The sequence below is a fragment of the Streptomyces hebeiensis genome (assembly GCF_052983195.1).
In genome coordinates, this window is sequence record NZ_CM129812.1 from 6,333,489 (window position 1) to 6,353,333 (window position 19,845).

Sequence of the window (19,845 nt, forward strand, 5' to 3'; positions counted from 1 at the left end):
TTAACGTCGCAGGTCACTCGGCCTGCTGAGGCCCCGGGAATCGGCAGGCCGTGATGCGGCCGTTCTTCGCGGTGGCGACGAGGTACGACAAGCTCGCCGTCCGCTATGAGGCGACCGTGCTGGTCGCGGCCATCAACGAATGGCTGTGACCAGCACTTTCGCAACACGCCCTAGTTCGGCTTGGAGCGCACGTGGTTCGCGATCGCCGCGTCATCGTTCGCGCCGTACATCTCGTCGATCAGCGTTGCGAACGAGCGCACGACGGCATTGCGCTTCATCTTGCCGTTCGCGGTCCGCTCTCCGTGCTCGACCCGCAGGGGCCGCGGCAGGATGCGAAAGTCCTTCAACTGCTCTACGCGGGCGAGGTCTGCATTGACCCGATCCACCTCCGCTCGCAGGCGTTCGGCCAGCGCTTCTGCCGACTGCGCGTCCACAGTTGTGCTCGGCTCGAACAGAACGGTGAGGTACTTGCGGGCGTCACCGACGACGATGGCTTCGTTGATCAGCGAGCTTTCCCTCAGCCGGGTTTCAATGGGCTGAGGATTGATCGTCTTGCCGCCGCGAGTGATGATCACATCCTTTTTGCGGCCGATGAGCCGGATGTCGCCCTGGGGTGTGCGCTCCATCAGGTCACCGGTGCAGAACCAGTCATCCTGGAAAACAGCCTCGGTCTCCGCAGCGTTGCGCCAGTATCCGTCGAAGAGCAGCGGCGCGCGGAGCAGCATTTCACCATCGTCCGCGACCTTCACCTGGAAGCGCGGGTCCGGAAACTCCTTGCCGATGCAGCCTGGTCGAGGGAACGGCTGACTGAAGTGCGCGATGGGAGTGCCGGCGGTCTCGGTGAGGCCGTAACACTCGCGAAGGTCGAGCCCCCAGATCTGCCAAATCGCGAGGACGCTCTCGGGCATCGCGGCAGATGCGGTGTAGGCGATCCGGACGCGATCCATTCCGACGGTTGCCCGTAACGGCAGAAACACTCCGCGAAAGGCGGCAGCGTACGCGATCCGCAGCAATAGTGAGGGCCGGTGACGAGACCAGCGGAGCTCGGCCACCTTGCGGCCCACCCGCATCGCGGCGTCATAGGCGTAGCGGCGGAGTCGCGGCCAGGATGCCGGCCGTGCGATCAGTTCGCCGGCAATCTTCTCGTAGAAGCGCGGCGGCCAGAGCGCCACGGTCGGCCGTACCGCGCGCAGGACATCCTCGTAGTCAGGGATGCCGCAGTAGGTGACCACCAGCCGTGAGAGCAGCGGCGTGAAAACCGAAACCACCGCCGGCGCCACGTGGGCCAGTGGCAGGAAGCCCACCACATCGTGATCGTGGCTGATCAGCTGTGGGTAGAGTCCGATGACGGTCTGCATTGAGTGCTGGAGAGTGCGGTGCGAGTGGGTGACGCCTTTCGGTGCTCCCGTGGACCCCGACGTGTAGAAGAGCACGGCGGCATCGTCGAGAGAGCCCGCAGAAACCAGTTCGGACAGGCGAGCCGGGCCGTCGGGATACCGTGCTCCTTCTTCCCGCAGCGTCTCCCACCCTGTCCCCTTGATCGTCCGGGGCAGCGCCGGCGGGGCGTCGTCGATTCCGACCACGAGCCGCAGCTTCGGTGTACGCGCGGCGATCCCCGCTAATGTGGTGAGGTCTGTCGTTGTCTCGCCGACGAAGGCGACCGCCTCGCTGTGCACGAGGAGTTGCTCGATCTCGGCGGGCGAGTTGGTCGGATATACGCCGATCACGATCCCGCCGACACTCTGCACGGCCAGAGCGGCGAACACCCACTCCGGGCGGGCGCTGCTCAGCACCGCGACGCGATCACCGTGCTTCACACCTTGTGCGGCGAGACCGAGTGCCAGATCGCGCACCTGGACCGCGTACGACCGCCACGTGACCGCCTGTGCAGCACCATCACGCCAGTAGCGCAGCGCGACGGTGTCAGGTTCTCGGCTCGCGCGATCGAGCAGCAGCCCCGGTAGCGTCCGGGTCGGTTGGAAACTGGTCAGATCCATGAGACGGCCTCTCTTACAGAGCTGACAAGCCCGGGCCCGATGAGATTCATGCCGCACTTTCCCCAAGAGGGAGAAAGCCGCCTCTGTACCAGGTCACCGGCTTGCTGTTGCCTGTCCGGCGTCGTGCGCCCGACCGATGAGGATCACGTGATCTCCGCCGGGCACGGCCTGCTCCAGTTCGCACCGGATGACCGTCGCTGCATCGGACAGCAGCGGATGACCTGCCTCATCGAATTCGAATTTGCCGTAGTCGAATTTATTCTCACCCTTTGTCGCGAGAGACAAGGAAGCGAAGGAACTCGCAGTGAACCCGTGCGGTGTTCCTTCATCGCTTCGTGTCGTTGTAATCGTCATTCCTGAAGGGAACCGGGACAATGTCGAACGAAAGGCAGCCGGGTCCAGTCCTTGAAATTGATCAACGGTTGTACTCCTCGCGGGCAGCTCGGGCGGCAGGGTCAAGGAAGACCGTGCGCGCGTCGGCAACCGTGACGCGGAGCTTTTCCTCGTCTGGCCAACCGGCAGTCTCCGAGCAAAGAGCCCGCTTGAGCGCTGCGAACACGGCCGGCGGCGCCGCTGCTGCCTTGCGCGCATCCGCCAGCGCGGTCGGGAGCAGGTCGTCCTGGTTGACCACCTGGTCGACGATGCCTATCGCGTTCGCATCGAACGCATCGATGGGCTCTCCGCCCAGCAAGAGCCGCCGGGCTGCGCGGTCACCAAGGATTTCACGCACGTGAGCGATTCCCTTTACGGCCGGCAGCATTCCGTGCTTGATCTCGGGGAAGACAAAACGCGCTGTAGTCGACGAGTACACCACGTCAGCGAACAGCGCCATCTCGATACCGCCACCCACGCACCAGCCGTTGACCGCGCACACCAGCGGCCGGGGATAGTTCTCCAGTGCGCAGAGCAGCGCGTGGAACGACTTCATCCGCCCGGCCATCGCATCGGCGTTGAAGTCGACGGCTTCCTTCATGTCGCCACCCGCGCAGAAGAAGCGCTCGCCGGCACCCGTCAGAACCAGCGCGGGGGCATCAGGGCCCTTGGCGAGGGTCTCCAGCTTCGCCGTCAGGTCGCTGATGAGCGAGTCACTGAGCGCGTTTGCGGGCGGGTGGTTCAGAGTGATGACAACCACGCCGTCCGCTTCGTCGGAGGCGTGGACAGCGCTGAGCGCTATGTCGTTCGAACCTGCGGTCATGCTCGTCTCCGGTTAGTTCGCCGGGGCGCCGGCCATGCGGGCGGAGGGGAAGTCCACAGGGCGCTTTTCCCGGAAGGCCTGGCGCGCTTCGGCGTAGTCGGCGCCGGCGAAGTCGATGATCTCGAGCGCCGAGGACAGTTCGTGCTGGGGTACCGCGTGGGTGAGCCAGGCGTTGAGTGCGCGCTTGGTGAAACGGAGAGCCTGCTGGGGACCACGCGCCAGCTGGGATGCGACCTCGAGAGCACGGGGCAGTACCTGCTCACGGGGAACGGACAGACTCACAAGCCCGATCCGCTCGGCTTCGGCACCGGTCAGCTTCTCGGAGGTGAGTACGTAGTACTTGGTCTTGGCCATGCCGACGAGCAGTGGCCAGATGAGTGCGGCGTGGTCGCCGGCCGTCACACCGACCTTGGTGTGGCCCTCGATCAGCACCGCGTCGTCCGCGGCGATGCTGATGTCGGCAAGGAGCGCGGTCGACAGGCCGTAGCCGACCGCGGGACCGTTGATCGCGGAGATGATCGGCTTCTCGATGCGCAGGACGGTGGCAACCCGCTTGCGCTCCGTCTCCAGCATCGCGAGCGTCTGCTCAGGCGTGGGATCGGGTTGCGCCACGTCCATCCCGGTACAGAAGGCCTTGCCGGCTCCGGTGACAACCACGACGCGAGTCTGATCGTCGCGCTCGACGTCGGCCCAGATCTGGTTCATCTCCTCGAACATGGGCATGGTGAGCGAGTTGTACCGCTCGGGCCGATTGATCGTGATGAGGAGGACACCATCGTCGCGGCGTTCGACGAGGACGTCGCCAGTGCCGTGCTTGTAGAGGTCACTCATCGCGCGGTCTCCTTGGTGCGGTTGGCGTGGTGGTGGGGGAGGCTGCCGACTCGCAGGACGAGTGCGTCGACGCCCATGTCGGCGTAGCGCTGGACGTGTTCGGCGCAGTGGTCGGGGTCGGCGACCATGTGGCCCTGGGAGCGTTCGAACAGGAAGGCGCCGCGGAAGCGGTGCTCGTGCGTGAGCCCGACCGGGGTGTCCCCCTCGGTCGTGAGGATGAAGTCCATGACGGCCCTTCCGCCGAAATGTTATTCGTCGATAACGTAAGGCGTAGCTCAACCCTGGTCAAGGTCGCGCTAGAGTCCAAGTAGCGTTATGTGCTGGTAACAATGAGGACTGCTCGGGCCTGCCCTTCAGGAGGAGTGACCACACGTGAGCGAGTTGCGGATTGAGCGTTTGACCTCGCCCGACATCGCGAATGCCATCGCGAGCGGTATGCGTACGGCGGTCCTTCCCATGGGAGCCACAGAGCAGCACGGCGCCCACCTGCCGCTGTCGGTCGACAGCGATCACGCCGACCGCCTGGGCGTCCTTGTCGCCGAGCGGCTTGGTGACGCGCTCGTGCTGCCGACGGTGCGGATCGGCTGCTCCGCGCACCACCTCGGCTTTGCCGGAACGCTCTCACTGCGGCCCGAAACGCTTGAGGCGATCGTCGCCGACTGCTGCACAAGCCTTGCCGCGCACGGCTTCCAACGTGTGCTGATCTTCTCGGCGCACATCGGCAACTATCCGTTGCTCAGTGAGATCGAGGCGAACCTCGCCCCACGGCTCCCTGCCGGCCTGGACATCATCGCGTTCGCCGACTCGGCGGCGGTCCTCCAGGCATGGCGCGACGCGGCTCAACGCGTCGCCGGCCTCGCCGACCATGTCGGAGGTCATGCCGATATCGCCGAAAGCTCGATCATGCTCGCCGTTCAACCGGACGTCGTGAGGAACGATCGCGCTACCGCGGGCTTCACCGGGGCAATGAACGACGAACTGCTCACCCGCGTATTCACCGACGGTGTCAAGGCGGTCGCGTCCAACGGAGTCCTCGGCAATCCGCGCGGCATGTCCTCCGAGCTGGGATTTGCCTGTCTGAACGCCGTCGCCGACCTGCTCGCGACGCACGCGACAACACGTTATCGGCCACTTACCCAAAGGCTGTCCCGTAACTGACATCGGCAGTCCACGCGACGGTCTGCGGCCGGACGCACCGCGCCGGCGCTGTGGGTGAGTGACTGCGTAATCGACGGGATCGAGGGCCTGTCGGTGCGGGAGGTGTCAGGTGGTTACGCAGAGCGGTGGTGCCCGGTGTCTCAGGCGTCGTGGGTCCCCGGCGCGCCGTATCGGGCGAGCATGGTCAGCACCGCTTGGTCGACCGCGTTGGTGATGGCGGAGTCGTCAGGCTCCCAGCGTGCGAGCAGCATTCGCGGCCAGAACACATAGTTGGAGATCATCCCGAGGAATTGGGTCGCCGCCATCTCCGCATCGTCAAGCCGGGCCGTACCAGCGGCGCTCTCCGCTGCCAGATAGCGGCGAACCGATTCGAAGTAGGGCAGTTTGCCGAGCTTGAACTGGGTCTCGCCGAGCTCGGGGAAGCGCGGTACCTCGGCGATGACGATGCGGAAGAGGGCGGCCATGCCGGGCTGGGTGAGAAGGGCAACGTATCGGCGTCCGATGGCCTCAAGCCCCGCGCGGAGGTTCCCCGGCTCGGGGAGCGGTGCCTCCCCGTCGTCGACCTTCCAGTATTCGGTGACGATCGCCTCGAACAGGGCCGCCTTGGTGGTGAACTGCTTGAAAAGAGTCGCCCTCGACACTCCGGCCGCCTCCGCGATGCGGGCCAGTGAGGTGCCGTCGTAGCCGGAGTCGAGGAACAGCTCCGTCGCCGCCTCGATGATGGACGTTCGCTTCTGCGCTGCCACGCGCCGGTGGTATTCCGAAGGCTGTGCCGTCATGACCTCCAGTATGCCCCTCACTGCGAGGTGAGTCGCTTGACTCACCTCTACTCCCACTCCTACTCTGAGTGAGGAGGTGAGTCACTCGGCTCACCACTGTGCAAGCCTGGAAGGAAGCATCATGGGACGCTTTGAGGGCCAGACCGTCATGGTCACCGGTGGCAGCGGGGGCATGGGGAGCAGTCATGTGCACGGCTACCACGCGGAGGGGGCGAACGTCGTCATCGCCGGCCGCGCCGACGACGCCGGCCGCGATCTCGCTGCTCAGCTCGGTCATCGGGCTCTGTCCGTTCACCTGGATGTCGCCAGCGAGGACGACTGGGCGGCGGCGGTGCGAGAAGTCGAGGGCCACTTCGGGCCGATCGCCATCCTGGTGAACAACGCGGGCGTCCAGAACCCGGCGGCCCCTATCGAGCACACCGAACTCCGCGCCTGGGAGCACACCTTCAGCGTCAATGTCACCGGCCAGTTCCTCGGCATCAGGGCCGTGGCGCCGTCGATGCGCAGGGGCGGTGGCGGAACCATCGTCAACATCGCCTCGACCGTGGCCCACGTCGGCACCGCCTTCTACGCCCCCTACACCGCCAGCAAGTGGGCCGTGCGCGGGCTGACCAAGACGGCCGCGCTGGAGCTGGGGCGGGACAACATTCGCGTCAACTCCATCCACCCCGGCGTTGTCTCCACACCGTTGATCAACGAACCCACCGTCGCGGGCCAGCCGGCCATCGCCGACTTGTACTCGCCCGATCCCTTCGCCATCCCCCGCCTCGCCGAACCCTCTGACATCACCCGCCTGTTGCTCTTCATCACCTCCCAGGACGCGTCTTTCGCCACGGGCTCGGAATTCGTCCTGGACGGGGGCCTGCTGCTCGGACCCGCACTCCAACCCGAATCCGGCATCGCGGCTTGAGCCGGTATCGCGGTACGGGGTGTGCGGTCGCTGGCGTTCCATCTGACGATGCGCCGGCTTTTCCCGGCTCTTCGGCATCTCGAAGTCCGCGGCCGACCGCGTCATCGACCACCTCGGCCCCCGGCTCGCGCTCCAAGGCATAGAAGTGGCGGACGGCGTGGAAGCCATGCTCCCGGGACGGCTCCCACACGCGAGCACCGTCGGTGCTGCCCTCGCACGAGGCGGCGCCGCCATCGACGCGATCTTCGTGTAGCCGCATCCGGCCGGCGGGGCCTGTGGAGCGTGGCTCGTGGCCCGCCGCGGCCCCAAAGTCCCGGAGAAGTCCCAGAGATGCCGCCGCACCCTTCCCTGTCCCGCTGAGTAGCAGGTCGGACGGGGTGCGGCGGCTTCCGCCGGTCAGATGTCCCGGAAGATCTCGATCTGCGCGCCCACCGAGTTGAGCCGTTCCGCCAGGTCCTCGTAACCGCGGTTGATCACATAGACGTTGCGCAGCACGGACGTGCCCTCCGCCGCCATCATCGCGAGCAGTACCACCACGGCCGGCCGCAGCGCGGGCGGGCACATCATTTCCGCCGCGCGCCACCGCGTCGGGCCTTCCACCAGGACCCGGTGCGGATCCAGGAGCTGGAGCCGGCCGCCGAGGCGGCCGAGGTCCGTCAGGTAGATGGCCCGGTTGTCGTAGACCCAGTCGTGGATCAGCGTCTGCCCCTGCGCGACCGCGGCGATGGCCGCGAAGAACGGCACGTTGTCGATGTTCAGGCCGGGGAACGGCATCGGGTGGATCTTGTCGATCGGCGCCTCCAGCTTGGACGGCCGTACGGTGAGGTCCACCAGCCGGGTACGGCCGTTGTCCGCCGCGTACTCGGTGCTGCGGTCGTGGTCGAGCCCCATCTCCTCCAGTACCGCCAGCTCGATCTCCAGGAACTCGATCGGCACCCGACGGATGGTCAGCTGGGATTCGGTGACCACGGCGGCGGCGATCAGGCTCATCGCCTCGACCGGGTCCTCGGAGGGGGAGTAGTCCACGTCCACGTCGATGTTCGGCAGGCCGTGGACGGTGAGCGTGGTCGTCCCGATGCCCTCGACCCGTACGCCCAGCGCCTCCAGGAAGAAGCACAGGTCCTGGACCATGTAGTTGGACGAGGCGTTGCGGATGACGGTCGCGCCGTCGTGGCGGGCTGCGGCCAGCAGGGCGTTCTCGGTCACGGTGTCGCCGCGCTCGGTCAGCACGATGGGGCGGCCCGGGGTGACCGAGCGGTCCACCTGGGCGTGGTACAGGCCCTCCGTCGCGGCGATGTCCAGGCCGAACCGGCGCAGCGCGATCATGTGCGGCTCGATCGTGCGCGTACCGAGGTCGCAGCCGCCGGCGTAGGGCAGCCGGAAGGAGTCCATCCGGTGCAGCAGCGGACCGAGGAACATGATGATGGAGCGGGTACGGCGGGCCGCCTCCGCGTCGATCGCCTCCATGTCCAGCTCGGCGGGCGGCACGATCTCCAGGTCCACCCCGTCGTTGATCCAGCGGGTGCGCACGCCGATGGAGTTCAGCACCTCCAGCAGGCGGAAGACCTCCTCGATGCGGGCCACCCGGCGGAGCACCGTACGGCCCTTGTTGAGCAGCGAACCGCACAGCAGCGCCACGCACGCGTTCTTGCTCGTCTTGACGTCGATGGAGCCGGAGAGCCGGCGGCCGCCGACGACCCGCAGATGCATCGGGCCCGCGTAACCGAGGGACACGATCTCGCTGTCGAGCGCCTCACCGATGCGCGCGATCATCTCAAGGCTGATGTTCTGGTTGCCGCGTTCGATGCGGTTCACCGCGCTCTGGCTGGTGGCCAGGGCCTCGGCGAGTTGGCTCTGTGTCCAGCCCCGATGCTGTCGGGCGTCGCGGATGAGCTTGCCGATACGTACGAGGTAGTCGTCTGCCATGGAGGCAGGTTAACTCACATGTGAGATACGTGCCGTGCTGGGGGGCCGTCGGGGTGACGGGCACTCAGGCCCCACGCTGCGCGTCCGGCCGGGAGTTCGGCAACCGTTGCGCGGCCATGCGAGTGAGGGTCGAGGGGGGAGGGGCGGGTGAGGGATGAGGGGCGGGAGGGGCTCCGCCGTCAGGTGGGGCGCCGGTCGGGCTCGCGCGCGCCGATGTGTCAGGGCCCGGGGCGTCAGTGCCCGGGTGTCCGGGTTTCCAGGTGCCCGGTGCCCGGTGCCCGGTGCCCGGTGCCCGGTGTCCGGCGCTCGGCGTCCCGGCGCCTCGGCGTCCGATGGGCGGCTCCGGTGCGGGATCGGCTTGCCCGCACATGACCGCGCGGCGGTCATGTACTAGGGTTATCTCGACATCGAGATATCTGCCGAAGGCGTACCGCGGAGCCGCCAACAGGTAAGGGTTGCCTAACTGAGCCTTACCTTAGCGCATCGGCGTGTCGTCGTGGCGGCAGCATGGCGGTAGTACGCGCACATTGATGAAGGAGACTGTCGTGTCGGCGAACAGCTTCGACGCCCGCAGCACGCTGCGCGTGGGCGACGAGTCGTACGAGATCTTCAGGCTGGACAAGGTCGAGGGCTCCGCGCGCCTCCCGTACAGCCTGAAGGTGCTGCTGGAGAACCTGCTCCGTACCGAGGACGGCGCGAACATCACCGCCGACCACATCCGCGCGCTCGGCGGCTGGGACTCCCAGGCCCAGCCGAGCCAGGAGATCCAGTTCACGCCGGCCCGCGTGATCATGCAGGACTTCACCGGCGTGCCCTGTGTCGTGGACCTCGCGACGATGCGCGAGGCTGTCAAGGAGCTGGGCGGCGACCCGGCGAAGATCAACCCGCTGGCCCCGGCCGAGCTGGTCATCGACCACTCCGTCATCGCCGACAAGTTCGGCACGAAGGACGCCTTCGGGCAGAACGTCGAGCTGGAGTACGGCCGCAACCGCGAGCGCTACCAGTTCCTGCGCTGGGGCCAGACCGCCTTCGACGAGTTCAAGGTCGTTCCGCCCGGCACCGGCATCGTCCACCAGGTGAACATCGAGCACCTGGCCCGTACGGTCATGGTCCGGGGCGGCCAGGCGTACCCGGACACCCTCGTCGGCACCGACTCGCACACCACCATGGTCAACGGCCTCGGCGTGCTCGGCTGGGGCGTCGGCGGCATCGAGGCCGAGGCCGCGATGCTCGGCCAGCCCGTCTCGATGCTCATCCCGCGCGTCGTCGGCTTCAAGCTGACCGGCGAGCTCCCCGCCGGCACCACCGCCACCGACCTGGTCCTCACGATCACCGAGATGCTGCGCAAGCACGGCGTCGTCGGCAAGTTCGTGGAGTTCTACGGCGAGGGCGTCGCCGCCACCTCCCTCGCCAACCGCGCCACCATCGGCAACATGTCGCCGGAGTTCGGCTCCACCGCCGCGATCTTCCCGATCGACGGCGAGACGCTCAAGTACCTGCGCCTGACCGGCCGCAGCGACCAGCAGGTCGCGCTCGTCGAGGCGTACGCCAAGGAGCAGGGCCTCTGGCTCGACCCGGCCGCCGAGCCCGACTTCTCCGAGAAGCTGGAGCTCGACCTCGCCACGGTCGTCCCCTCCATCGCCGGCCCGAAGCGTCCGCAGGACCGGATCGTCCTGGCCGAGGCCAAGGAGCAGTTCGAGCGCGACGTACGCAACTACGTCACCGAGGACGAGGAGGCGGGCAAGGAGTCCTTCCCGGCCTCCGACGCCCCGGCCTTCACCGACGGCGCGCCCACCCGCCCGACCCTCGTCACCGCCCCCGACGGTTCGACGTACGAGATCGACCACGGCGCCGTCACCGTCGCCGCGATCACCTCCTGCACCAACACCTCGAACCCGTACGTGATGGTCGCCGCCGCGCTGGTGGCCAAGAAGGCGGTCGAGAAGGGCCTGACCCGCAAGCCGTGGGTCAAGACCACGCTCGCCCCGGGCTCCAAGGTCGTCACCGACTACTTCGACAAGGCGGGCCTCACGCCGTACCTGGACAAGGTCGGTTTCAACCTCGTCGGCTACGGCTGCACCACCTGCATCGGCAACTCCGGCCCGCTGCCGGAGGAGGTCTCCAAGGCCGTCAACGACAACGACCTGGCCGTCACCTCCGTCCTCTCCGGCAACCGCAACTTCGAGGGCCGGATCAACCCCGACGTCAAGATGAACTACCTGGCGTCCCCGCCGCTGGTCGTCGCGTACGCCATCGCGGGCTCCATGCGGGTGGACATCACGAGGGACGCCCTGGGCGTCGACCAGGACGGCGCGCCGGTCTACCTGAAGGACATCTGGCCCACCGAGGCCGAGGTCAACGACGTCGTGGCCAACGCCATCGGCGAGGACATGTTCAACAAGTCCTACCAGGACGTCTTCGCGGGCGACGCCCAGTGGCAGGCGCTGTCGATCCCGACCGGCAACACCTTCGAGTGGGACGCGCAGTCCACCTACGTCCGAAAGCCCCCCTACTTCGAGGGCATGACGATGGACCCGGCCCCGGTCGAGGACATCGCGGGCGCCCGCGTCCTCGCCAAGCTGGGCGACTCGGTCACCACCGACCACATCTCCCCGGCCGGTGCGATCAAGGCCGACACGCCGGCCGGCAAGTACCTCACCGAGCACGGCGTCGAGCGCCGCGACTTCAACTCGTACGGCTCCCGCCGGGGCAACCACGAGGTGATGATCCGCGGTACGTTCGCCAACATCCGTCTGCGCAACCAGATCGCGCCGGGCACCGAGGGCGGCTACACCCGCGACTTCACCGTCGAGGGCGGCCCGGTCTCCTTCATCTACGACGCCTCCCAGAACTACCAGGCCGCCGGCACCCCGCTGGTCGTCCTGGCGGGCAAGGAGTACGGCTCCGGCTCGTCCCGCGACTGGGCCGCGAAGGGCACCGCGCTGCTCGGCGTCAAGGCCGTCGTCGCCGAGTCCTACGAGCGCATCCACCGCTCGAACCTGATCGGCATGGGCGTCCTGCCCCTCCAGTACCCGGAGGGCGCCTCGGCCCAGGCCCTGGGTCTGACCGGCGAGGAGACCTTCTCCATCACCGGCGTCACGGCCCTGAACGACGGCACCACCCCGCGCACGGTCAAGGTCACCACGGACACGGGCGTCGAGTTCGACGCGGTCGTCCGCATCGACACCCCGGGCGAGGCGGACTACTACCGCAACGGCGGCATCATGCAGTACGTGCTGCGCCAACTTGTCGGTTGATGAGCTGATCGGCTCGGATGTCGGAGGATCTGGTCGCTGACCCGCTGCCAACGGCCGTCGCACCAGAGTCTCGCACAAGCGCCCCGTCAGGCTTCGGCCTGGCGGGGCGCTCGTCGCCCTGATAGCTCCTGTGGCACGGGAAGATCGTCTGGCCATCCTCCGGCGGCTGGGCGATGACGAACAGGACCTCGTGGTCGGAGTCGATGCCGATCCGGCCGAACTCGAAGGCCGGGAACTGGGGCCCGAGGCAGGGGCGGAGCCGGTCCTCGAGCTCGTGTGCCTCGGTTCCGCGCGGTACTCCGGGAGCGCTGTTCTTCTGTGCGCCGATGACCAGGAGCGCGCAGCCGTGGAAGTGTCGGGCCGCTTCGCCCGGACGCCGATTCGCTGCGCCCAGGAGGAACTTCGCGATCTTGGCCGTGGTCGCCTTGCTGTTCATGTCGAGAGGGCCCTTGACCTCGAGGTACGCCACCACTAGTGCCCCTCCCGGCAACGTTTGCCCCGTCGCGACCGCCCGGCACGCGCGCTCGCCGCGTTGGCCAAAAGCCCAGGTAGCTCCGCTACATGGACTTCTGACCGCCTTGCGATCACACGCACCGGACGCCGCTCCTTGACGGGCAAACCTTGCCGGTCGCGGCACTAGCTAACGAGCTCGTGCACGGTAAGCGGTGAGGCGTCGAGGATGGCGGCCGGGCTCGATGTTCAGCTCTGCCGTGTCGCCGTTAGGTCCGCGGTCTGCTGGTGGGACAGCAGGCCGGCGACGGCCTGGATGGTGTCGCTCATGTGCTCGCGGCGGCCGAGGTGGCGGGCCAGGGCCCGCCAGTTCTTCAGATGGGCGATGCCGTGCTCCACACGGATACGACGTGAGGAGTGCGCCTTGCGCTGCCGCTCGTGCATCTCCTCGTACCAGTCCGGGGCGTTCTTCTTGAACTTGCGGTGCGGTGGCGTCACCACCCTGCCGCCGGTCTGGGCTCCCAGGCCCTGGTAGCCGGCATCGGCGAGAATCTCCACCGCCGGCCCGCCGACCAGGAGCCTGACCAGCCCTAACTGGCGGGCGTGGGTGATGTCGGCGCAGCTCGCGGGCCGTGCCGGGCTGCACCACAGCACACGCCCCTCGCCGTCCGTGACCACCATGGACTTGACGGCGTTCTGCTTGTTCTTGCCCGAAATGAACTTGTCGCGGTCCTTGCGTCCGGCGGCTGGCCGACGAACCCGGATCTCGGTGCCGTCAATGATGCCGGTCGCCCCACTCGCGCCGAGGTGGTCAACGGCATCGGCCAGAGACCGCAGCCGCACGTCGGGGCTGACGGTGCAGCCTCGCTCAGCGAGCAGAGGCCGTACCTCACCGATGGCCCTGGTGATGGTGGAGCGGTCCACGCCGAACCAGCAGGCCAGCACGTCGTGGGTGACCCCGTGCCGAAGATGGACGAGCGTGGCCAGGAGCCGGTCGACGAACACCAGCCGGTGCTTCGCGCCTGCGCCCACGGTCCGATTCCGCGGCCGGGAGGTGAGCCGTGCCTGGTGACGCTCATGCCACAACGCGCCTATTTCAGCTACGAGTTCAGAATTCACGTCAGCCGACAGGCCCGTGATCCTGCGGTCGCTGATGATCGCTGCACGAGATGCGTTCCCCACCACATGGCCATGATCGACGATCAGGTGCCCGACGTCTCACCGCTTACCGTGCACGAGCTCGTTAGCCAAAGGAGATGATCTCTAACGTGTCACCAGAGGCAGGCCGGCTGCAGTAGCCGCCACCATGCGCGTGAGTGTCGGGCGGAACGGTGGGAACGCTCCCGCGATGTCCGGCTCGCGCGCGTACAGTTCACGCAGTGCCTCGGGCGGGCGGGTAATGGGAAACAGCTTCGCCACGAAAGCGCTGGCTGTCATCACCAGCGCTGCACCATCGGCAGGAGTCAATTCCGGGCAGGCGGCGGAGATGCGTTGGCCGATCGCCCAGTAGGTGTCGATGGCCCACCTTTTGAAGGTCTTCAGTACCTCCACGGACACGTTGTGCTCAAGCATCGTCTCCGCGTGCGTGGTCAAATCGCAGTAGAGCGGCCGGTCCACGAAGGCATCCGCGAGAACGCCCGCCGTCGCCTCGGTCCCACTCACTTCCTGCAACCGGGCACTTACCGCGCTCGCCCACTCGGAGCCCGCGCTCATCATCAAGTGCAGGTAGATCTCCTCACGCGTGCCGAAGTAGCGCAGCACGTTGGACTTGGCGAGTCCGACCGCGGTGGCGATGTCCTGCAGGCTGACCCTGGCCACGCCGGAACGCTCGGCGAGCTCCCGAGCGGCGGTGAGGATGGCTTCGCGGCGCTGGTCCTTCTGATCAGGGCGTCGAGCCCGCTGGAATGGCGCTGACATGACCGTTCATCCTAGTCCAGATCTAACAGAACACCCATCTCTTGTTAAGAGATGGGTGTTCTGTTAATGTCCCGGCATCCGACGACCCCATCGTGCTCCGGGAGTGAAAGACCATCTCCGCCACCTCGACCAACCTCAGTCAGACCATTGACGACTTCGTTGCCGCCTTCAACGAGCCGAGCCCCGATCTCGACATGGTCATGTCCTTCTTCGCCGACGACGCCGTGTACCTGCCCGGCCACCTCCCGGAGCGACGTGGCATCGCGGCGATCCGCAAAGAGTTCGAGCCGCACTTCGCCGGGCGCTACGGCGCCATGCACTTCGCCGTGTACGACAAGATCATCGACGAGCCGAACCGCCGCGCCACGATCCGCTGGGCCTGCCGGCTCGACATGAGCGGAGAGTCCGGCCGGCATGTGCCGCTTCCACTGCGCCTGTTCGCCCGTGCACGCTACGGCGGCCGCATGCAATGGCACGGCGTGGACGTGTTCCACTTCGACACCGCAGGACGTATCAGCGGCAAGTTCACCTACGCCATGTTCCGGTTGCCGCTGTGGGAACGAGGCTGACAGGGCTCCCCGACGGTCCGAACCACCCGAGACGACCCCACGCGCCCATGCCCGTCGTACCTCGCCTGGGGAAAGCTCGGGCCCGCGCGCACTTATACGGAAACGAAATGACACTTCTCAAGTCATGGCGGCCCCTGCTCGCCTTCGTGGTCACCGGCGGACTCCTGGTGTCGCTCTGCTACTTGGCGCTGCGGCCAGAACATCTCCTGGCCGTACCCGAGGGGACCGCCTCCGGGTCGCTCACCATGCGGCCCTGCGACTACGACACCGAAGCCGGAACCGTCGACGCTGACTGCGGCACACTTGCCGTTCCGGAAAATCGGCGCGACCCCAAGTCGGAGCTGATAGCACTTCCGGTCACCCGCGTCCGGGCTACTTCCGCTGACCCCGCCGAACCGATCTTCCGACTGGGCGGCGGCCCCGGAAGAACGAACATGGACTTCCCGCAGGCAAGCCGGCTCACCGGCAGACACGATGTGGTCCTGGTCGGCTACCGGGGCATCGATGGATCGCGCCGTCTGGACTGCCCCGAGGTCACCTCGGTCATGCAGTCCGCCGACGGAATCGCGGGATCAAAGACACTGCCTGCCACGACCAAAGCGTTCGAACTGTGTGCGGACCGCCTCACCGACGACGGGATCGACCTCACCGGTTACTCCGCCCTCCAGCGGGTGGAGGACCTGGAAGCGGCGCGCACCGCCCTGGGCTACTCACAGATCAACCTCCTCAGCTCCAGCGCCGGAACACGCACTGCCTTGATCTACTCCTGGCGGTACCCGAAGGTGCTGCACCGCTCCACGATGGTCTCGGTCAATCCGCCCGGCCACTTCTTCTGGGACCCGCGCATCACCGATGCGCAGTTCGCCCAGTACACACGGCTGTGCGGCGACAACGAAGCCTGCGCCGCGCGTACACCCGACCTTGCCGAATCGATCCGGAAAACCGCTGACGAGATCCCCGAACGCTGGGGGCCCTTCCGCATCAAGGACACCAACATCCGGGTCCTGACCCAGTACGCCATGCACCACAACGGCCCGGCCTCGGCACCCAACAACGCTCCGACCGTCATCGACGCCTACCTCAGCCGGGACACCGGCGCCTTGTGGGCCATGTCTGTCCTCGGCGACCTCACCCTGCCCAATTCCATCGTCTGGGGCGAGTTCGCTTCCTTCGCCATGATCGATGGACCAGCAGCACAGCGCTACTACGACAACGGTGGCGATCCGGGCTCAACCCTGGGCAACGCCTCGACCGACTTCCTGTGGGCCGGCGAGTCCGGTCTGTCCACGGTGTGGCCGGACAGCCCCGACAACGCCAAGTACCGTGAGATGAGGCCCAGCGACGTCGAAACCCTCCTCGTCAGCGGCGAGGTCGACTTCTCCACCCCGGCGCAACTGGCCACCGACGAACTGCTGCCCGCCCTGTCCCGGGGACAGCAGGTGATCCTTCCCGGGTTGGGGCACACCGCCGACTTCTGGGAGCACCGTCCCGAGGCCGGCAAGCGTCTGCTGACCTCCTTCTTCGACACCGGCAAGGTGGACAGCTCCCAGTTCGACAAGCGGCCCGTCGACTTCGAAGCAGTTCCGTTGAGCATGCCCACGGTGGCCAAGCTGCTGATCGCAGTCACCCTGGCCGGCGCAATCCTTGGCCTCGCTCTGCTCGCTGTGATCGCACGCTGGTCGCGCAGGCGCGGTGGCATCGGCCTCCGCGCGAGCGTGTGGGTACGGACCGTGGCCGTGGTCCCGCTCGGCCTTGGTGGGTGGCTGCTGGGAGTTCTGCTGATCTGGACGGTAGGCCCCGACGACTTCGTGGCCAGCGCGAGCGTGATCGTGCCCGGGACGGGCCTGATGGTAGGCCTCGGCGTCTATCTGGCCTGGACCCGTGAGGAGCGCTCATCCCAGATCCGGCGCGCTGGGCTGGTCGCCGCGATCTGTGGGGCGTTCCTGGGGGCATGGCTCGGCTGTTACGCGCTTGCCGGCCTCTTGGCGCCTGCTGCAGCCATAGTCGGTGCGGGCGCGGCAGCGAATCTTGGACTGCTGTGTGTCGAGCACTTCCGTAGAGGGCCGCACCACGTTCGTCACGCATCGGCGGCCCTCAACAACTCTTGAGTCCCAGGAGCACCCTATGCGGGCGGGCGTCGCGCTGACCTGCGGCGCCCGCCCACCAAGCTGTTTTCTGCGGACCCGCTCTTTGCTCTCACCGCGCCGTCGTCGGCATCGGGATGCCGCGCAACAAACGAGCCGCGCCCCGCGCGTGATCGTCTAGTGCCGCGACCGGCAAGGTTTGCCCGTCAAGGAGCGGCGTCCGGTGCGTGTGATCGCAAGGCGGGCAGAAGTCCATGTAGCGGAGCTACCTGGGCTTGTGGCCAACGCGGCGAGCGCGCGTGCCGGGCGTCGCGACGGGGCAAACGTTGCCGGGAGGGGCACTAGTGTGATGCGCCAGAAATCCTGATGGTTAGTTCTGCTCTGTTTTCGGGGCGGTGGTTCCGACCTTGGTGAGGTAGTCGGCGAGGGATTTGAGGATCTCGTCGGCTGTCTTGGTCCAGGTGAAGGGGCGCGGTTTCTCGTTCCAGGTGTCGATCCACGCGGTGATGTCGTTCTCCAGTGCCTTCACGGAGGTGTGGACGCCGCGGCGGATGAGCTTGTCGGTCAGCAGGCCGAACCACCGCTCGACCTGGTTCATCCAGGAGGAGCCGGTGGGGGTGAAATGGACGTGGAAGCGGGGGTGTTTGCCGAGCCACGTCCTGATCTCGGCAGTGTTGTGGGTGGCGTAGTTGTCACAGACGAGGTGCACGTCGAGCCCGGCGGGCACCGCCTTGTCGATCCGGATCAGGAACTTCTTGAACTCGATCGCCCGGTGGCGGCGGTGAAGTGCCGATATGACGGTGCCGTCGGCGATGTTGAAGGCTGCGAACAGGCTGGTGATGCCGTGCCGCAGGTAGTCGTGGGTGCGGCGTTCGGGCATGCCCGGCATCATCGGCAGCACTGGCTGGGAGCGGTCCAGCGCCTGGATCTGGCTCTTCTCGTCCACGCAGAGCACGACCGCCTTCTCGGGCGGGTGGTGGTACAGGCCGACAACGTCGACGACCTTGGCGACGAACTGCGGATCGGTGGACAGCTTGAAGGAGTCCTGCAGGTGAGGCTTGAGGTCGAACCGCTTCCAGATCCGCCCGATCGTCGACTTCGACAGGCCGGTGCGCTGGGCCATCGAGGCCCGTGACCAGTGCGTGTCCCGGCCCGGGAGCGACTCCAGGGTGGCCACGACGACCTCCTCGACCTGGTCGAGGAGGATCGAAGGCGGCCGGCCCGAGCGCGGCTCGTCCTGCAGGCCATCGAGGCGTTTCGCGATGAACCGGGCCCGCCAGCGGTCCACGGTTGACCTGTCGATACCGAGGTCGGCCGCGGCCTGCTGGTTCGTCCCGCCCTCCGCGCAGCGCAGCACGATCTTGGCCCGTAACGCGAGGAACTGGGCGGTCTTCGCCTGCCGGGCCCACTGCTGCAGCTGCCTGCGCTCAGCATCGTCGAGGATCAGATCGGCCTTCGGCCGGCCGACCCAGCCGGCGTCCTCAAGCCCCGCCATCCGCTCTGCGGCGAAAGCACGACGCCACTTGCCGACCGTCTTGGCCTGGACACCGACGAGCCGCGCGACACCCGCGTTCGACATGCCGTCAGCACACGCCAGGATGATGCGGGCCTTCTCGGCCGAGCGCCGGTGCGGCATCTTCGTCCGGCGCACCAACTCGGCGCGCTCAGCCTCGGACAACGTGACCGCCACAGCAGAAGGCCCCGAATGCGACATGCCAACAGGGTACTTACTAACCATCAGGATTTCTGGCGCATCACACTAGACACTGCGCCTGCTGTGAGGCCGGCCGGAGACACACCGCACCTGCGCGTGCCACTTCACCGCGGTGACGTGGCACGCATCCAGAGCTGTCCCCTGTACAGGCGTCAGACCAGGTGTGCTCCCAGTCCGGTCTGCCTCGGTGCGACGTCTGGGCGCAGCACGAGATTGTGGTCGTGGTCTCGGGCCTTGCCCCCGGATCTTGAGCTGCACTGATCTTCGTCGAGTCCTGGAAGCCTGGGTTACGATCCAGGCGTAAGGAGAACCACCTGCAGTGCCAGCACCACGTGAGTACCCCGATGAACTCCGCGAGCGCGCCGTCCGCGAGGTCCGCTCGACCGGCCGCCCGGTGGCGTATGTCGACCGCGACCTCGGCATCCACAAGGAGGCCCTGCGGTCGTGGGTCCGCCAGGCCGAGGCCGACGCCGGCGAGCGCGACGACCGCCTGACCAGCTCCGAACTGGAGGAACTGAAGCAACTCCGCAAAGAGAATGCCGAGTTGAGGCGGGCCAACGAGATCCTCAAGGCCGCGTCGGTGTTTTTTGCCCAGGAGATCGACCGTCCCCGGACGGGCCGAGCAGGTGATCGACCACCTGCGGGACAAGGGCCTCGGGGTCGATCCCGTCTGCCGGGTGCTGGACCTGTCTCCCTTGACGTACTTCGCGTGCAAGTCCCGACCGAAGTCCGCCCGCCGGTTGCGCGATGAAGAGCTGATTCCACTGGTCACAGCCGCGTGGGAAGACTCCGGCCGCACCTACGGCGCCCGCCGGGTCACCCGCGCGCCGGCACGAGGCGATCAGCTCATCGACCGTGAGAGACCGGTAGTGCTCGTCGACGTGCGGCGGTACCCGCCGCTCCGGTGTCGGCCACGGTCTGCCCGGGTGCCGTGCCAGTTGGTCTGTGGAGAGACAGTCGAACCCGAGCCGGTCCGCGACCGCCCGGGCCACTGTCGACTTGCCGGTGTTCGAGGTCCCACCGATCAGCACCACTTTCGCGCCGTCCATAAGGGGACG

The 19,845-nt window shown here is 67.1% G+C and carries 17 protein-coding genes and 2 pseudogenes; 7 read left to right on the plus strand and 12 right to left on the minus strand.

Translation table 11 applies throughout. The features are described from left to right. Nucleotides 1-170 precede the first annotated feature (170 nt). The 5 genes from ACU6P3_RS27185 to ACU6P3_RS27205 form a co-directional block, all read right to left on the minus strand. Complete coding sequence (locus ACU6P3_RS27185; RefSeq protein ID WP_447194519.1) at nucleotides 171-1,997, minus strand: AMP-dependent synthetase/ligase; 1,827 nt, start codon at nucleotides 1,995-1,997, stop codon at nucleotides 171-173. A gap of 93 nt (nucleotides 1,998-2,090) precedes the next feature. Then, nucleotides 2,091-2,351: a flavin reductase family protein gene (locus ACU6P3_RS27190; protein ID WP_447194520.1), complete on the minus strand. Its 261-nt coding sequence runs from the start codon at nucleotides 2,349-2,351 to the stop codon at nucleotides 2,091-2,093. A 61-nt stretch (nucleotides 2,352-2,412) separates the two neighbouring features. Further along, nucleotides 2,413-3,192, minus strand: coding sequence for an enoyl-CoA hydratase/isomerase family protein (locus ACU6P3_RS27195; RefSeq protein WP_447194521.1), 780 nt, complete (start codon nucleotides 3,190-3,192; stop codon nucleotides 2,413-2,415). A 12-nt stretch (nucleotides 3,193-3,204) separates the two neighbouring features. Next, nucleotides 3,205-4,023, minus strand: a complete 819-nt coding sequence (locus tag ACU6P3_RS27200) for an enoyl-CoA hydratase/isomerase family protein (protein WP_447194522.1) — start codon at nucleotides 4,021-4,023, stop codon at nucleotides 3,205-3,207. Next, a complete protein-coding gene (locus ACU6P3_RS27205) occupies nucleotides 4,020-4,250 on the minus strand; it encodes a hypothetical protein (protein ID WP_447194523.1) in 231 nt (76 codons plus the stop codon). Before ACU6P3_RS27205 ends, ACU6P3_RS27200 begins: the two co-directional genes overlap by 4 nt. Before the next feature lie 145 nt (nucleotides 4,251-4,395). Here ACU6P3_RS27205 and ACU6P3_RS27210 point away from each other — a divergent pair, with 145 nt between their 5' ends. Beyond that, nucleotides 4,396-5,181 carry a creatininase family protein gene (locus tag ACU6P3_RS27210; RefSeq protein ID WP_447194524.1) on the plus strand — a complete coding sequence of 262 codons (786 nt, stop codon included), beginning with the start codon at nucleotides 4,396-4,398 and terminating at the stop codon, nucleotides 5,179-5,181. A 140-nt stretch (nucleotides 5,182-5,321) separates the two neighbouring features. On the opposite strand, the gene ACU6P3_RS27215 is transcribed toward ACU6P3_RS27210, so the two are convergent. Beyond that, nucleotides 5,322-5,960 (minus strand): TetR/AcrR family transcriptional regulator, encoded by a 639-nt coding sequence (locus ACU6P3_RS27215; RefSeq protein ID WP_447194525.1) that lies wholly within the window; start codon nucleotides 5,958-5,960, stop codon nucleotides 5,322-5,324. Between the two features lie 121 nt (nucleotides 5,961-6,081). Here ACU6P3_RS27215 and ACU6P3_RS27220 point away from each other — a divergent pair, with 121 nt between their 5' ends. Both ACU6P3_RS27220 and ACU6P3_RS27225 read left to right on the plus strand, forming a co-directional pair. Next, nucleotides 6,082-6,870 (plus strand): SDR family oxidoreductase, encoded by a 789-nt coding sequence (locus ACU6P3_RS27220; RefSeq protein WP_447194526.1) that lies wholly within the window; start codon nucleotides 6,082-6,084, stop codon nucleotides 6,868-6,870. A 39-nt stretch (nucleotides 6,871-6,909) separates the two neighbouring features. After that, nucleotides 6,910-7,006, plus strand: a pseudogene (locus tag ACU6P3_RS27225) (IS5/IS1182 family transposase); the annotation flags it as partial. A 260-nt stretch (nucleotides 7,007-7,266) separates the two neighbouring features. Here the strand turns inward: ACU6P3_RS27225 and relB are convergent. After that, nucleotides 7,267-8,796, minus strand: a complete 1,530-nt coding sequence (gene relB, locus ACU6P3_RS27230; protein ID WP_030744716.1) for a type II toxin-antitoxin system RelB family anti-toxin — start codon at nucleotides 8,794-8,796, stop codon at nucleotides 7,267-7,269. Nucleotides 8,797-9,341: 545 nt separating this feature from the next. Here relB and acnA point away from each other — a divergent pair. Next, nucleotides 9,342-12,053, plus strand: a complete 2,712-nt coding sequence (acnA, locus tag ACU6P3_RS27235; protein WP_447194527.1) for an aconitate hydratase AcnA — start codon at nucleotides 9,342-9,344, stop codon at nucleotides 12,051-12,053. Here acnA and ACU6P3_RS27240 read toward each other — a convergent pair. From ACU6P3_RS27240 to ACU6P3_RS27250, 3 genes are all read right to left on the minus strand, one after another. Beyond that, nucleotides 12,019-12,522, minus strand: a complete 504-nt coding sequence (locus ACU6P3_RS27240; protein WP_447194528.1) for a hypothetical protein — start codon at nucleotides 12,520-12,522, stop codon at nucleotides 12,019-12,021. The two genes, acnA and ACU6P3_RS27240, sit on opposite strands and share 35 nt — an antisense overlap. A gap of 230 nt (nucleotides 12,523-12,752) precedes the next feature. After that, on the minus strand, nucleotides 12,753-13,535 hold the full coding sequence (locus ACU6P3_RS27245) for a transposase family protein (protein ID WP_447194529.1): 783 nt from the start codon (nucleotides 13,533-13,535) through the stop codon (nucleotides 12,753-12,755). 231 nt (nucleotides 13,536-13,766) lie between these two features. Continuing rightward, nucleotides 13,767-14,420, minus strand: a complete 654-nt coding sequence (locus ACU6P3_RS27250; RefSeq protein WP_447194530.1) for a TetR/AcrR family transcriptional regulator — start codon at nucleotides 14,418-14,420, stop codon at nucleotides 13,767-13,769. Nucleotides 14,421-14,566: 146 nt separating this feature from the next. On the opposite strand from ACU6P3_RS27250, the gene ACU6P3_RS27255 reads away from it, so the two are divergent. Continuing rightward, entirely contained in the window at nucleotides 14,567-14,989 is a 423-nt protein-coding gene (locus ACU6P3_RS27255) for a YybH family protein (RefSeq protein WP_447198084.1), read from the plus strand. 107 nt (nucleotides 14,990-15,096) lie between these two features. Further along, nucleotides 15,097-17,097 carry an alpha/beta hydrolase gene (locus tag ACU6P3_RS27260; RefSeq protein ID WP_447194531.1) on the plus strand — a complete coding sequence of 667 codons (2,001 nt, stop codon included), beginning with the start codon at nucleotides 15,097-15,099 and terminating at the stop codon, nucleotides 17,095-17,097. Nucleotides 17,098-17,443: 346 nt separating this feature from the next. On the opposite strand, the gene ACU6P3_RS27265 is transcribed toward ACU6P3_RS27260, so the two are convergent. Next, a complete protein-coding gene (locus ACU6P3_RS27265; protein WP_447198078.1) occupies nucleotides 17,444-18,763 on the minus strand; it encodes an IS630 family transposase in 1,320 nt (439 codons plus the stop codon). 343 nt (nucleotides 18,764-19,106) lie between these two features. Between ACU6P3_RS27265 and ACU6P3_RS27270 the strand changes: the two genes are divergently transcribed. Continuing rightward, the gene (locus ACU6P3_RS27270) at nucleotides 19,107-19,538 is read left to right on the plus strand and encodes a transposase (protein ID WP_447194532.1); all 432 of its coding nucleotides are present in this window, start codon (nucleotides 19,107-19,109) and stop codon (nucleotides 19,536-19,538) included. Between the two features lie 82 nt (nucleotides 19,539-19,620). Here the strand turns inward: ACU6P3_RS27270 and ACU6P3_RS27275 are convergent. Beyond that, a pseudogene (locus tag ACU6P3_RS27275) lies at nucleotides 19,621-19,836 on the minus strand (hypothetical protein); the annotation flags it as partial. Nucleotides 19,837-19,845 lie beyond the last annotated feature (9 nt).